This window comes from Neptuniibacter marinus, from assembly GCF_001597725.1.
In the GTDB taxonomy this organism is placed as follows: domain Bacteria; phylum Pseudomonadota; class Gammaproteobacteria; order Pseudomonadales; family Balneatricaceae; genus Neptuniibacter; species Neptuniibacter marinus.
Window position 1 is genome coordinate 53517 of the sequence record NZ_LUTR01000003.1, and the last position, 14589, is coordinate 68105.

General features: G+C 43.7%; 11 protein-coding genes and 1 riboswitch. All 11 genes read left to right on the forward strand.

Going from position 1 to position 14589, the window contains the following annotated elements; all coding sequences use genetic code 11:
• Window positions 1-42: 42 nt before the first annotated feature.
• The 11 genes from A3774_RS03925 (at window position 43) to A3774_RS03975 (ending at window position 14586) form a co-directional block, all read left to right on the forward strand.
• On the forward strand, window positions 43-429 hold the full coding sequence (locus A3774_RS03925; protein WP_067863453.1) for a YbaN family protein: 387 nt from the start codon (window positions 43-45) through the stop codon (window positions 427-429).
• A gap of 313 nt (window positions 430-742) precedes the next feature.
• Window positions 743-1990: an HDOD domain-containing protein gene (locus A3774_RS03930; RefSeq protein ID WP_067863456.1), complete on the forward strand. Its 1248-nt coding sequence runs from the start codon at window positions 743-745 to the stop codon at window positions 1988-1990.
• A gap of 184 nt (window positions 1991-2174) precedes the next feature.
• Window positions 2175-3167: a 23S rRNA (adenine(1618)-N(6))-methyltransferase RlmF gene (gene rlmF, locus A3774_RS03935; RefSeq protein WP_067863458.1), complete on the forward strand. Its 993-nt coding sequence runs from the start codon at window positions 2175-2177 to the stop codon at window positions 3165-3167.
• A gap of 117 nt (window positions 3168-3284) precedes the next feature.
• Window positions 3285-4079 carry a gamma-glutamylcyclotransferase family protein gene (locus A3774_RS03940; protein WP_067863461.1) on the forward strand — a complete coding sequence of 265 codons (795 nt, stop codon included), beginning with the start codon at window positions 3285-3287 and terminating at the stop codon, window positions 4077-4079.
• 9 nt (window positions 4080-4088) lie between these two features.
• On the forward strand, window positions 4089-4802 hold the full coding sequence (locus tag A3774_RS03945) for an MBL fold metallo-hydrolase (RefSeq protein ID WP_067863464.1): 714 nt from the start codon (window positions 4089-4091) through the stop codon (window positions 4800-4802).
• Between the two features lie 23 nt (window positions 4803-4825).
• Complete coding sequence (locus tag A3774_RS03950; protein WP_067863467.1) at window positions 4826-9889, forward strand: diguanylate cyclase domain-containing protein; 5064 nt, start codon at window positions 4826-4828, stop codon at window positions 9887-9889.
• Window positions 9890-10277: 388 nt separating this feature from the next.
• A riboswitch (guanidine-I (ykkC/yxkD leader) is annotated at window positions 10278-10377 on the forward strand.
• Between the two features lie 59 nt (window positions 10378-10436).
• Window positions 10437-11519 (forward strand): putative urea ABC transporter substrate-binding protein, encoded by a 1083-nt coding sequence (locus A3774_RS03955; RefSeq protein WP_082792338.1) that lies wholly within the window; start codon window positions 10437-10439, stop codon window positions 11517-11519.
• Between the two features lie 48 nt (window positions 11520-11567).
• The gene (locus A3774_RS03960) at window positions 11568-12398 is read left to right on the forward strand and encodes an ABC transporter permease (protein ID WP_067863470.1); all 831 of its coding nucleotides are present in this window, start codon (window positions 11568-11570) and stop codon (window positions 12396-12398) included.
• Window positions 12391-13194, forward strand: a complete 804-nt coding sequence (locus A3774_RS03965; protein WP_067863474.1) for an ABC transporter ATP-binding protein — start codon at window positions 12391-12393, stop codon at window positions 13192-13194. Before A3774_RS03960 ends, A3774_RS03965 begins: the two co-directional genes overlap by 8 nt.
• Window positions 13195-13203: 9 nt before the next feature.
• Entirely contained in the window at window positions 13204-13935 is a 732-nt protein-coding gene (locus tag A3774_RS03970; RefSeq protein ID WP_067863477.1) for an urea amidolyase associated protein UAAP1, read from the forward strand.
• Between the two features lie 12 nt (window positions 13936-13947).
• Complete coding sequence (locus A3774_RS03975) at window positions 13948-14586, forward strand: urea amidolyase associated protein UAAP2 (protein WP_067863480.1); 639 nt, start codon at window positions 13948-13950, stop codon at window positions 14584-14586.
• Window positions 14587-14589 lie beyond the last annotated feature (3 nt).

The following is a 14589-nucleotide window of genomic DNA, read 5'->3' on the forward strand; positions in this document are numbered from 1 at the left end:
TATCTACTTAGGCTTTAGGTTTATGCTGTTAAAGGAGGAATAGTGAAAGCTAAAATTATACGTTCTATATACCTCATAGCCGGTTGCTTATGTGTTGTTCTTGGGTTTATTGGCGTAATCCTACCGCTTCTTCCTACCACTCCTTTTTTACTGGTGGCCGCTTTTTGTTTTTCACGAAGCTCTGAGCGGCTGCATAAAACTTTATTGAATAATCGCTACTTTGGGAAATATATACGAGACTGGGAAGATGGCGGTATCATACCGTTTAAAATAAAGGTCTTAGCAACCACAATGATGGTGCTTATGGTGATTTATCCACTGTTTTTCAGGTCATTTCATTTAGGTTTAAAGGCTGGGGTTGTTGTAACGATTGTGATTGCGATGATCTATATTTGGTCGCGTCCTTCTGAATTAAAGCAGCAGGAATAGGTTTAATCTTGTTGTTATCTATCGGGTTTTCTACGTCGAGATTACATGGTTTTATTTAAAACGCTGAGTATGCTGAGTGGCTTTAATATGAAATTTACTCATTAAAAGATTGATAAAATTTTAATCAAAACGCTGCTGTTTTAAAAAAGCCTCATATTCATTATGTTTTATACTGTTTTTCAAACAGTCTGTTTTTTTATTAATACATATTCGCTAAAATTTTAATAAAAACAAACTTTTAAAACGGCCTGTACTCACTATTTTAAAGGTACAAGGTTTGTAATGATTAACTAAATAATTGTGAGTAAAGGCCATGAGTACCATCACTAATAGTTCTTTACATAATTTCAAAGTAGTCATGTTGGATGCTGAATGCCGATATACTAATTGGACTAGAGATATCACGGAGTCTAATCTTTCGTGGGATTTTGTTCGCTTTGATTCTAAAGACAGTTTGCTTTTATGTTTAGATGAGCAGATTTGTGATGCGGTAATTATCCCTTGCTCTATGCGTGCTCAAGTTGATATTGAGTTGATGGCTCAAATAGCTAAACGCCATCCTACGTCTGTTCGAGTGTTTATGGGGGCAGAATATTGGAATGCCGCTCAAAAAGCGAAAGCGGCGGATGTGGCACACCGAATTTATCCTAGCGCTGTAACGATTGAAGGCTTAGGGGCGTCGCTTGAATATCAAATTAAATTACTCCACTTACTTAATCGAAGTTCCTTACAAGCTTATGTAGGGTCTGTTGGTTGCTTGCCGTCACCCCCTAGTATCTATCGTCAACTTACCGATGCTATTAATTCTGATCGCGCAGATTTGGCTGATATTGGTGAAATTGTTGAGCAAGATCCCGCCGTTGTCGCGCAAATCATGAAGCAGGTAAATTCTGCTTTCTTTGGCTTTGAACGCACTATCGTTGATTTAAAAGAAGCGATCTCTATGCTAGGTGTTCGTAACTTACGTAGTCTTGCCTTAAGTAGCCAGTTAAATAACCAGTTTAAAAGCCCAGATGATTGGAAGGCATTTTCATTTGAGCAGATGAATGCGCGCTCCTTAGTTGTGGCTCGTTTGGCACAGACCATCTGTCGTCGATCAGGTGCCAGCAAAGTGATGCAGGATCAAGCCTTTTTGGCGGGTTTACTGCATGATTTGGGTATATTGATAATGGCATCTCATAATCCAGAGCAATATAAAAAACTACTAAATTATGCGGTTAAAAAAAGTAAACCTATCTATTTGGTAGAGAAGGCGGCTTTTGGCTTTTTCCATGGTGAGGTAGCGGGCGCTTTGCTTGCTTTATGGAACTTACCTCCTCAAGTGATAGAGGCGGTGATGTTACATCATGTCCCACATCTATCTAAAGATCATGATTTTAAAGTACTAACTGCCGTGCATGTTGCTGATGCAATGATACCCTCAGTGCATGTGGAAGGAGAGTGTAATCTCGCGAGTAATTTATCACTACGTTATTTAGATCAAGTGGGCGTTATGGATGAAGTCCCACAATGGCGGATTGTCGCCAATGAATACCGTGTTCGCATGGTATCCAACTTATAAGAGAGGATCTCATAAAATCGCTGGTAACTTTGGCCAAGTCTTGCAGGAAACATACGTTGGGGTCTGTAACAGGTAAGACTTGGCGATTTTTTTAGCTTAACAGGGCAACTTTCTTAAACCCTTTTCACTTATCTTGCTACAATCTCACTGATAAATATGAGCTGATATTAGAATGTGAGGATGTGTGAGTAAACCTTTGAAAAGTAGCAGTGATCGATCTGTAGTTAAAACCTCACTGCACGCTCGCAATCTCCATCGCTCACGTTATGATTTTGATCAGCTGTGCAAAGCATCTCCTGAGCTGTTATCCCACGTATATCAAACGCCTAATGGGCAAGATTCCATTAACTTTTCTGACCCGCAAGCGGTTAAATTACTTAACCAAGCTCTTTTGAAAGTATTCTATCAGATAGCATTTTGGGATCTTCCTCAAGGTTATCTTTGCCCGCCTATCCCAGGACGAGCAGATTACATACATCATATAGCGGACCTGCTAGCGGAGAGTAACGGAGGTCGTGTACCTGTAGGTACAAAGGTGCATGGTTTAGATGTGGGAGTGGGGGCTAACTGTATCTATCCCATTATTGGTAGTCAGAGCTATGGGTGGCAGTTTGTTGGCTCTGATATAGATCCTATCTCCATTGCTGCGGTGGGTGAGATTGTTAGATCAAACAAGGTGATGAAGAATAAATTACAGTGCCGATTACAGCCCTCGTCTGATCGAATCTTTGAAAATATTATTCAGCCGGAAGAGTTCTTCCATTTCTCTATCTGCAATCCCCCCTTTCATGCTTCGCTTGCAGAAGCTAGCGCGGGAAATAAGCGTAAAGTGAGAAACTTAAATCGAGCTAATGGAAATGCGGATAAGGCTAAAGAGAAACTCAATTTTGGCGGGCAGGGCGCTGAATTGTGGTGTAAAGGTGGTGAGGTCGCTTTTGTACGCCAAATGATTAAAGAGAGTAAACACTTTGCAGATAATGTGCTTTGGTTTACGACGTTAATATCTAAAAAAGATAATCTGCCGGCTGTTTATCAGGTACTTAAGCAGGTGAATGCTAAAAAAGTTAAAACGGTTGAGATGGCGCAAGGGCAAAAAGTTAGCCGCTTTGTTGCTTGGAGTTTTTATACTGCATCGGATCCTGAGTTTTCCTTTCTTGATCCTTCTTCTGCTTCCTAAGCTATTGATTTTGAGTCCTATCTCTGTATTGTAAAGGTCTTGCTGTCAGCTAAATAACGTCGATTTAGGTTAAGTGCTGGCTTAGTGTATTGCCCCTAATAAGGTGGTTTATATCACATGTTTCGTTATTTCGGTTTTGGCTCCAATATGAATCAGCTCTCCCTACGAGCTAAAGGTGTTGAGCCTTTAACATCGCAGCGAGCGGTTTTGCGCGGTTGGCGTTTGCGCTTTAATGTGCAGCACTTCTTCCGGCAGGAGGGCGGTGTTGGAAATATTGAATGTACCGGTAATCTGAGTGATTGTGTTTGGGGTGTGCTTTATGAGTGTCCAGATGAGGCGCTTGCACCTTTAGATGCGGTAGAAGCTTGCGGCCATGGTTATGACCGAGTCAATGTTGATGTGGAAACAGAAAGTGGAATTATCACGGCGTTTGCCTATATTGGCATAGCTGAGTTTATCAATGAGATGTGTTTACCTAGCCAGCGCTACCTTAATATTATTGTTGAGGGTGCCCGATCAGCAGGACTTGATGCTGAATATGTAACCGCGCTTGCACGTCACCCTGTGCATGACCCTGGCGTATACCCTCCTTTTCAGCCTCCCCAAGGTGATTATCCTCAATTTAATAGAACTTCTTTAGCTCAGTATCCATTGTATACGGTGTTGGATGGGTCTGTTTTTGATATGTCGGAGGCGCGACGACAGCATGAATATTTAAAAGGTTTCTTCGGGGGTAAAGATATGACATTGTTTCATCTAAAAAGGCTAGATTGTAGCGATCATAGTGAAACTATGCATGATGTGAGGCACAGGCGCTTTAATCAGGCCCAGCGGCAATATTTAGACGCGTTTCTACACGAATATGCTCGCGAGTACCGTTATGTTGGACGCTTTGATTACAGCGAAGAGTAAGGAGTATTAATGAATCATTTTCCCCCAGCGCTTGCCCATGGTGCATTAGAAGAGGTATTTCCAGACCTGTTTTTTGTTAGTGGTGCTATGGAGACCGTTTTACAGGAGATGGACTGGGCGTTTAGTCGTAATATGACGGTGGTTCGGGATGGTGAGCGCCTGATCCTTGTTAATAGTGTACGTTTAGACGAAGAAGGGCTTGCGGCATTAGAGCGTCTAGGGAAGGTGACAGATGTTATCCGTCTAGGATGTTTGCATGGGCGTGATGATGAGTTTTATGTGGATCGGTATGATGCTGACTACTGGATTTTACCTGGTATGGAAAGGGGTAAAAGTGTGGAGGACGCACGTGTGCTTACAACAGAAAACCTACCTATCTCAGATGCTTCGCTATTTATCTTTGAAACTACAAAAATACCCGAAGGCGTTTTACACATTGATCGAGCAGGTGGTGTTCTTATCGCCTGCGACGCACTACAAAACTGGTTAGAGCCAGATCAATATTTTTCCGATGCCTCTAAAAAACTGATGCAAAATATGAACTTTTTTGTGCCCGCCAATATAGGCCCTGTATGGGCGCAAGCGGCTGAACCTTTAGGGGATGACTTTAAACGCCTGTTAGCCTTGCCATTTAAACATGCTCTATGTGGTCATGGTGCCCCTGTCTCTGATACCGCGTTCGATGATTATAATGCGACATTTCAACGAATGTTCTCCCTTTAGTGCACAGTGCTAGGGAGCATGGAGTGAGGGGCGTCGGCTTAAAATTACCCGGTTATATCATCGGTTCAGTACTATGGCGGGCTGATGGGCGTGTCGTTTACCGTGCGCGCTGCTTATCCAATGATCTTCCTGTTGCTATTGAGACACTCGATACTGAATTTCCAGAACGTCATCAAGTGGCAGGTATTCGTCGAGAGGGATTGATCGGCCAACATCTATCGGAGGTTGTAGGGGTTCGAAAAGTCCATGAAGTGCTACCCCATGGCAGCGGTAATTTAGCCTTAGTCGGCGAGTTGTTTGATAACACCCTTAAAACATTGCTCATTCGTGAAGGGCGATGGGGATTGCCTGTAACTGATGTGCTCAATATAGCTTTGAGTATAGTTCGAGCTTTAGGCGGTATCCATGAGAAGGATATAGTCCATAAAGCATTAACGCCGGGCCATATATTGTTCGATACCTTAACAAAAGGTGTTTCTATTGCCGGTTTTGGTATTGCCTCCGAATTAGATCAAGAGCGTCAAGCGGTGCAGATGTCTCGTCGTCTCGAAGGGCCTTTGCCCTATATCTCCCCTGAACAGACAGGGCGGATGAACCGTGATGTAGATTATAGGTCGGATTACTACTCGCTGGGTGTGCTGCTTTTTGAGTTATTGACAGGTACACTGCCCTTTCAAGCGGATACCCTGCTGGAGTGGGTTTATAGCCATATGAGCTGTTTGCCGCCTGCTCCAGACGAGCTAAGACCTCAGATCCCTAAAGCTGTATCAGCGATTGTTCTTAAATTACTCTCAAAAGAACCTGAAACGCGTTATCAAAGTACCGAAGGTATTATCTATGATCTCGAATGTTGCGCGGAGAAACTATCAATTGAAGATCACAACATCGAGCCTTTCGAGTTGGGAAAGAATGATGTCGTACAGAAGTTTCTAATACCGCAAAATTTATATGGCCGCGAAGCTGAATTGGCTCAATTATTTGAGTTATTTGAAAGTGCAGTGACGGGACGAACTGAGTTTTGTTTAGTTCATGGTTATTCTGGGGTCGGAAAATCCGCGCTTGTTAATGAGATTGATCGCCCGCTGGTACGCGAACGAGGCTTCCTTGTTCAAGGTAAATTTGAACAGTTTCAGCAAGGGGAGGCTTATACCGCTTTAATAACGGCCTATCGAGGCTTGGTACAACAGCTATTAGCTGAACCTGAAGTGGGACTGGGTGAGTGGCGGAAGAAGTTGCTTGACGCTTTAGGGCCTAATGCTCGTTTAGTGACAGATTTGGTACCCGAACTAGAAATTATTATTGGTCATCAGCCTGAGGTAGCGGCACTTCCTCCCGCTGAAGAGCGCAATCGTTTGCAGATTCTATTAACTGCGTTTCTCCGAGTATTTGCAGGAAAAGGGCACCCCGTTGTTCTGTTTCTTGATGATTTACAGTGGAGTGATGTGCCCACGTTGGCGCTGCTGAAACGCTTAGTTACCTCAAGAGAGATGAGCCATTTATTGTTAATTGGATCATATAGAAGTAACGAAATTGGCAGCGGTCATCCTTTAGGTTTGTTGCTTGATGATTTGAGCAATCAGCATAATATTTGTCAACTTCCTTTAGGGCCGCTCGATCAACATTCCGTAAGGCAGTTAGTGGCTGATGCATTGTGTGGTGAGCTGGATGAAACTTATATATTGAGCGATATGCTTTTTTATAAAACACTCGGCAACCCCTTTTTTATCAATGAGCTATTGAGGCAGCTGCATAAAGAGGGGGCTATTACAGCAGATAAACAGAGTGGCAAGTGGTATTGGGATCTTGATGCCGCCCGTTGGTCAAATGTAAGTACAGATGTTGTTGAATTTATGGTGGGTAACCTCCGTCAGCTTCATCCTGAGACTCAGAATGTTTTACAGTTAGCCGCGTGCATTGGAAGTACGTTTGATCTTCAAACCTTAGCGGCTATTTCTGAACAAAGTATTGATGATACGGCTATAGCACTTTTACCTGCATTGAAACTTCAAACAGTGCTACCTTTGCATAGTGATTATCGTTTGGTCGGGCGGAATTCGGAGGCGTTAGGGTTTAATCCAATTTATAGGTTCCAGCATGACCGTATACAGCAAGCTGCTTATACGCTTATCGACGTTCAGCGTTTACCTGAGGTACATCTTTCGGTAGGGCGTCGCATGTTACGTCATGCTGGTGAAACTGTACCTAATGATCGCTTAATTGATATTGTGGAGCATTTAAACGAAGGGCGTTTACTGATTGAGTCGGAAGCGGAGCGTTTATATCTTGCTGAACTTAATCTACGTTCCGCTGTGCGAGCGAAACACACTTCGGCTTATGAGGTGGCACTGAATTATCTACAAATAGCTATTGGTTTATTACCCGCTAACCCTTGGTGTAGCGCGCCAAAGTTAATGCAACCTTTAGCTATAGAGATCCAACAATGTACTTATCTCACAGCTCGAACGGAGCAGGCAGAAGAGTGGATCGAAATTTTATTAGAGCATGCGCATACTGATTTGCAGAAAAGTGACATTCTGGCCACACGAACACGACAGTATTCGACCCTTGGAAGGATGGAGGCATCGATTCTCTCTGCTATTCAAGGCCTTGCGCTTTTAGGTGTGGAGTTTACCGATAATCCAACAGATGAAGAGGTTGCCGAGGAGCGGCGGAGGGTTAAGATTAACTTAGGTGAACGCCAAGTTGCGGAGCTTGTGGATGCTCCGTTAGTTAAAGATGAGGCTGTTTTAACCGCGATACGTCTTATGATGGAAATTTTTCCAGCCACGTTTCTTTCGGGTTGTGGGAATCTATTTCCGTATCTGGTCTTAAAGGCAGTCAATCTTTCGTTACGGCATGGAAATAGCCCCGAATCCGCTTTTGCATATGCCGCTTACGGCATGCTCTTGTGTGGTGATATTGACGAGCCCGAAGAGGGTTATCAATATGGGAAAGTTGGTTTAGCCTTGAATGACCGTTTTGATGATCAGGCGCTACGGACACGCGTGATTTATGTCTACGCAATGTTTGTTCATCACTGGAGTAATCATTGGTCTACGTTGACCCCTTTATTTCGTAAAGGTATTGAATCGGGTTATCAATCCGGAGATCTGCTTTACCTTGCATACAGTGCTCAAGACTGTGTGATTTGGGATCCTACTCTTGATTTAGAAACGGCCCATCGTCTACATGCGGAAAATTTAGAGATTGTTCGAGAGTGTGCTTATCAGGACTCATTAGATTCTGGTACCTTATTTTTGCAGTTACAGCGTAATTTGCTGGGACTGACGCATACACCGTTTACCTTAAGTGATGATGACTTTGATGAGCAGCGCTGCTTAGAGGGTATGCGTGAACGTCAGTTTATGACAGGGATTGCCAATTATCAGATCTATACTGCGGAGATCTGCTTTTTGTATGGCGATTATGATCGTGCGTTGAGCTTTGTTCGTGCACAGGATTTGATGATCAAATCTTCCATGTCACTACCACAGTTAGTGCGTTTTTATATTGTATCTTTTCTGACGCTTGCAACACATTTTCCATTAATGGGAACTGACGATCAGGCTGAAACAGGTCAACGTTTAGAGCGTGATCTTGCCCGTATGCGGCGTTTAGCAGATAACTGTGCTGAGAACTTCCGTCACCTTCAATTTTTAATGGAAGCGGAGTTAGAAAAGATCTATGGCTGCCCGGAAAGCACCTTAGAGCTTTATGATGTGGCGATTGATGAAGCTAGAGAAAGTGGCTTTTTGCGTGATGAGGCGACAGCATGCGAACGTGCTGCCCGTTTTCTTATCGGCCTTGGCCGTAGACGATCAGCGGAAGGTTATTTGAGAGCGGCCCATCGTATTTATGATCGCTGGGGGGCACACCGTAAGGTGGAATTACTTGAGCAGGAGTTCCCTATATTAACTGAGTGCTCCGCTAGTGCTTATCTGTCAACGGCCAAGCAGGAGATGACAGATCTTGATTTAGCTTCAGTTATGAAAGCGTCTCGTGACATATCTGGCGAAATTTTATTAGACCGATTACTCAAAACCAGTATGAGCATTTTACTAGAAAATGCAGGTGCTCAATGGGGTTGCCTCGTGGTTAAGCACGAGGGGGAATTAGTGGTGGAAGCGGTAAAACTGCCAGATCATTTGTCGGCAGAGGGATTAGCAAATCATTCACTTATTTCAACGGTTGCTGGTGAGAAAATACCTTTACCTGTCACTTTACTAAGCCAAGTATTTCACAATGGTTCTGCGATCGTACTTCATAATGCACTAGACGATGGCTGTTTTATCCATGATCCCTATATACAGGCATTTAAGCCTTTATCTGTGTTGTGTGTACCTATTCAAAGAGAGCGATTTGAGGCTGTGCTTTATATGGAAAATAATCTTGCAAGCGGCGTTTTTAGACATGATCGTGTTGAGGTTATTCGTCTTTTAGCTGCTCAAGCATCTGTGGCCATTGAGAATGCACGCCTTTATGAGCAAGTGCAGGAGCACTCTAAAACCTTGGAAGATAAAGTCGCTGAACGAACGGCTCGTTTAGAACAAGTCAATCAAGAGCTACAAGGGCTAGCTGATCGGGATGGTTTGACGGGGGTAGCCAATAGACGCAGAGGTGATGCTTATCTAGCTGAAGTTTGGGAGCGTTTGCGCAGAGAAGCACACCCACTCACGATTATTATGCTTGATGTTGATCATTTTAAGGCCTTCAATGATAACTATGGACATCAAGGTGGAGATGATTGTTTGATTGCCGTTGCCAAAGCGGTGCAATCTCAACTTCTTAGACCTACTGATTTAGTGGCTCGTTATGGGGGAGAGGAGTTTATGCTCATTCTTCCGGATACCGATTATAAAGGCGCTGCACTTATTGGTGAGAAGGTTCGTTGTGCTGTGCAGGATATGACGATTGAGCATGCTCATTCATCAGCAAGTCATGTAGTGACGGTTAGTGTAGGTACCGCCACTATGATTCCGGTAATAGAGCAGGGGGCTGATAGCTTGCTTCGTGAAGCGGATATTGCTTTATATCGTGCGAAGAGGATGGGGCGAAATCAATTACAACAAGCCTCTAATATTAGTTAATTAATAGCACTAAATAACGTTCTATTAGCAACGACCGAGGACAGCACCACTTACATTTATAAGCTTCATCCTATTAAGCTCTATCGTTTTTTCTCTTAATCTCCAGTCAAAGTTCATTCACTCTGTATAGTTCGAGTCGTCTGCTGCTTGCCACTCAGTAGAGGTGAGTTTGCAAGGATAATTCGCCTTTTTTTGGGGCGCGGATGCTATTTTTGTTTTATTTTGGGGCGGGCTAAGTGTTCTTTGAGTCGATTTTATATTTTTAACTTTTTGTTTTTAAAGAATTTAGTTTGTTTGGCCCTTATTTTGCTTTTGTATAAAGCAATATGCACAAGAGCATACTTAGGTGGATGTGTACGCGAGTTAACACCGCTTATGACAATTTGATCAAATGGGTATCTAGGGTTCCGGCTACAAAGATGTAGTGACTGGACCGAGAGTTACCAACCTCACCTGAGGTCACACGGAGGGATAAAAGCCCGGGAGAACAAAACCTATAGGTGATGTCTCTTGTGCTTAATTTTCGTGAAACTACAAAGGTGAAGTTATGATGAATACCATTCGATCTTTCATGCGAACGCTGTTGATGTGCGCTTCAGTGTTCTCCCTTCTACTCAGTTTTTCCTCAAACCTTCAAGCTGAAGAAAAAAGCGAATTTAAAGTCGCTTGGACGATCTATGTCGGTTGGATGCCATGGGATTATGGCGCAGCGACAGGGATCGTGGATAAGTGGGCTGATAAATACGGCATTAAAATCGACGTTGTTCAGGTCAATGACTATGTGGAGTCTATTAACCAATTCACGGCAGGCCAGTTTGATGCCACTGTAATGACTAACATGGATGCATTAACTATCCCTGCAGCGAGTGGTGTTGATTCAACTGCACTCATCGTTGGTGATTTCTCAAACGGTAACGATGGTGTCGTACTTAAAGATGCTAAAACATTGGCAGACATTAAAGGCCAGCAAGTTAACCTAGTTGAATTAAGTGTTTCCCATTATCTACTAGCACGCGGCCTTGAAACTGTTGGCATGACAGAGCAAGACGTTAAAGTGGTTAATACCTCTGATGCCGATCTTGTGGCTGCTTTTAGTGCCGATGATGTGACAGCGGTTACCACTTGGAACCCTTTGTTAAGCGAAATTACTGCTATGCCAAATGCAAGCAAAGTGTTTGACTCTTCTATGATCCCAGGTGAAATTATTGACCTAATGGTTGTTAATACTGAAACCCTTGAAGCGAACCCAAAACTGGGTAAAGCCTTAGTCGGTGCTTGGTATGAGATTATGACCACCATGGCAGCTAATGATGAAGGCTCAATTAAAGCAAAAAGCTTTATGGCTGAAGCTTCTGGTACTGATTTAGCTGGTTATGAAGCTCAGCTTGCTTCTACAAAAATGTTCTATACCGCAGCCTCCGCCCTAGAATTCACAAACAGCGATAGCCTGACTAAAACGATGCAAAAAGTGAGTGAATTCTCATTTGAGCATGGTCTTTTAGGTGAAGGTGCACCGGATGCGAAGTTTATCGGTATTGAAACGCCTGCAGGTGTTTACGGTAATGCGGCTAATATTAAACTACGTTTTAACCCAACGTACATGAAAATGGCTGCCGACGGCTCTCTGTAATCTCTTAATACACTTATTGCTTAGTCCAACAGAGAACTGGAGCCTAGAATGACACGTCTTATAAACCGTCAACCTAGCCGCTACTCGCGGTTGATGCTTGGGTTACTGCCTTTCATTGTTTTGTTTGTTATATACCTTGTGACATCCGATGCTCGATTGGCTGAAAACCCAAGTGATAAATTACTGCCCTCACTGGGTAGTTTTGCCGATGCCATTGTTCGTATGGGCTTTGAGCCTAGCAAGCGAACCGGCGAGTATCTGTTGTGGCAAGATACCTTTACCAGTTTGCAACGGTTAGGCATCGCTGTTGGATTGAGCGCAACGATCGGGCTAGTGATTGGTGTCTTTAATGGCATGATCCCTTATGTTCGATCACCTTTATCACCCTTAGTGACTGCATTATCGCTTATCCCACCGATGGCTATTTTGCCGATCCTATTCATCACCTTTGGTTTAGGTGAACTCTCTAAAGTTGTGCTGATTGTGATTGGCATAACGCCAGTGATTATCAGGGATATTCAGTTACGTACCGATGCGCTGCCGTCAGAACAGTTGATTAAAGCGCAAACCTTAGGTGGTAATAGCTGGCAGATCATTCTTAGGGTGGTTTTACCACAGACGATGCCGCGCTTAATTGATGCAGTACGTCTGACCTTAGGGAGTGCGTGGCTCTTTCTTATTGCTGCTGAAGCGATTGCAGCGACAGAAGGGTTGGGTTACCGCATCTTCTTGGTACGACGCTACTTAGCCATGGATGTTATTTTGCCCTACGTTTTTTGGATTACAACGCTCGCGTTTGCGATGGATTGGTCTTTAAAACGCATCTCTATATTAGCTTTCCCTTGGTACCACTCAGCGCAAGGAGCTCGCAATGACTAAAACTGAGCCCCCCATTATACAGATCAATAATCTGTGGAAAGAGTACGGCGATAACGTTGTGTTAGAGCGCGTAAACCTTAGTGTTCAAGCAGGCGAATTTGTCAGTATTGTCGGAGCCTCAGGGTGTGGGAAAACAACCTTTCTAAACCTGCTATTAGGCATTGAACAACCGAGCCAAGGCGAGATTCTACTGGACGGCGAACCTTTAGATCCTGAACCGAGTGTCGAACGTGGCATTGTCTTTCAGAAATACTCCGTCTTTCCCCATATGACGGCACTGGAAAATGTGATGTTAGGCCAAGAGTTTAGCGAAAGCTCTCTGAGTAGTCGCTTACTCGGTCGCTTATTTGGTTCGGCGCGCCGTGCTGCAAAAGCGGAAGCGCTGGATATTTTAGAAAAGGTAGGTTTAGGGCCCGCCGCAGATAAATACCCTAGTGAACTATCAGGTGGGATGCAGCAGCGTTTAGCTATAGCTCAAGCGTTAATTCGTAAACCAAGAATTTTATTACTTGATGAGCCTTTTGGCGCTCTAGATCCTGGTATTCGTAAAGATATGCACAAGCTTACCCATAGTTTGTGGGGGGAACAGAAACTAACTGTTTTTATGATTACTCATGACCTAAGTGAAGGATTTGAGCTAGGGAGCCGCTTATGGGTGTTTGATAAAACTCGCCATGACCAACAGGCTCCAGAACGCTTTGGTGCCAATGTAACTTTTGATATTCCATTGAGTACAGGACAAGAAAACCCAGAACAACTCGCTAAATTACAGGCTGTTAAACCGAGCGCAGCTTGAGGAGGAAATATGAACGAAGCAATCTTTACTGATCGTATACCGGGGGCCAGCCATTGGTCCTTGGTTGTACCTGCCGGTCATAGCTTAAAACTGACCGATTTAGAAGGTGGGGCGAATGTCAGTATGTTGTTTTATAACCCGCAAAATCTACTAGAACGCTATAACGCACCGGACTCACTTAAGTGCCAACACACGTTTAAATTAGCCACAGGTAACTGCCTCTACTCTGATATGGGCCGGATCTTCTGCTCTATTGTACGTGATGATACTCAGTGGATTGATACAGTGGGTGGTGTGGCCAATAAAAGCAAAGTGGCTGAAAAGTGGGGCGCACGTGATTATCAGAAAGACCGTAATGCATGGTTGCAAAACGGTTATGACAGCTTGTTGGTAGAAGTTGCTAAATATGGTTTAGGTAAACGGGATTTAGCCGCGAATCTAAACCTTTTTAGTAAGGTCTTTACTGATGACGAAGGCAACTTAAGTTTTGCCGAAGAACACAGTAAAGCAGGCGACGTGATTGAACTACGTTTTGAAATAGACACTTTAGTGGTGTTTACAACCTGCCCCCATCCTATGAATCCTGCGGCTGAATACCCTAATCATCCTATTGAAGTAAGCATGTATAAAGCGGCGCCGTTGACGTCAGACGATACCTGTTTAAATCATCGTCCAGAAAATACACGCGGATTTGAAAACAATCAGCGTTATTTAGCAACGCCTCATGTTTGTTCGCACTAAGGGAGAAATATCATGATTAAAGAGAGTTCATTAGCTGCTGAACAGGCGAGTCAACGGGAAACTATTGATGCCGGTGACTACTACATGAAAGTGGTTAAAGCGGGTCAGGTTTTGCGAATCTTGGATTTAGAGGGTAACCAAGCCGCAGATACCTTGTTTTACAACGCAGATGATCCTTCTGAGCGATACAGTGCAATAGATACGGTGCGAGAGCAGGGTAATGTTTACCTTACCGCAGGCAGTAAACTGTTATCTAATGAAGGCAATTTAATGCTGGAAATTGTTGCTGATACCTGTGGTCGTCACGATACCTTAGGCGGTGCTTGCGCAACAGAAAGTAACACGGTCCGTTATGATCTAAATAAAAAATGCATGCATGCTTGCCGCGATAGCTGGTTATTAGCGGTTGCTGAAAATGAGCAGTTTGGCATGAGCAAACGTGACATTACTCACAACATTAACTTCTTTATGAATGTACCTGTGACAGCCGATGGCGGATTGAGCTTTGCGGACGGGATTAGTGGTGCTGGTAAGTATGTTGAGATGAAGGCTGCCATGGATGTGATTGTACTGATCTCCAACTGTCCACAATTGAATAACCCTTGTAATGCTTACAACCCAACGCCGGTCGAAGTACTGATTTGGGATTAGTTT

Coding starts and splice junctions, on each gene's coding strand:
- A3774_RS03930 (WP_067863456.1), top strand. CDS start 743: ATGAGTACCATCACTAATAGTTCTTTACATAATTTCAAAGTAGTCATG.
- A3774_RS03940 (WP_067863461.1), top strand. CDS start 3,285: ATGTTTCGTTATTTCGGTTTTGGCTCCAATATGAATCAGCTCTCCCTA.
- A3774_RS03945 (WP_067863464.1), top strand. CDS start 4,089: ATGAATCATTTTCCCCCAGCGCTTGCCCATGGTGCATTAGAAGAGGTA.
- A3774_RS03955 (WP_082792338.1), top strand. CDS start 10,437: ATGATGAATACCATTCGATCTTTCATGCGAACGCTGTTGATGTGCGCT.
- A3774_RS03960 (WP_067863470.1), top strand. CDS start 11,568: ATGACACGTCTTATAAACCGTCAACCTAGCCGCTACTCGCGGTTGATG.
- A3774_RS03965 (WP_067863474.1), top strand. CDS start 12,391: ATGACTAAAACTGAGCCCCCCATTATACAGATCAATAATCTGTGGAAA.
- A3774_RS03970 (WP_067863477.1), top strand. CDS start 13,204: ATGAACGAAGCAATCTTTACTGATCGTATACCGGGGGCCAGCCATTGG.
- A3774_RS03975 (WP_067863480.1), top strand. CDS start 13,948: ATGATTAAAGAGAGTTCATTAGCTGCTGAACAGGCGAGTCAACGGGAA.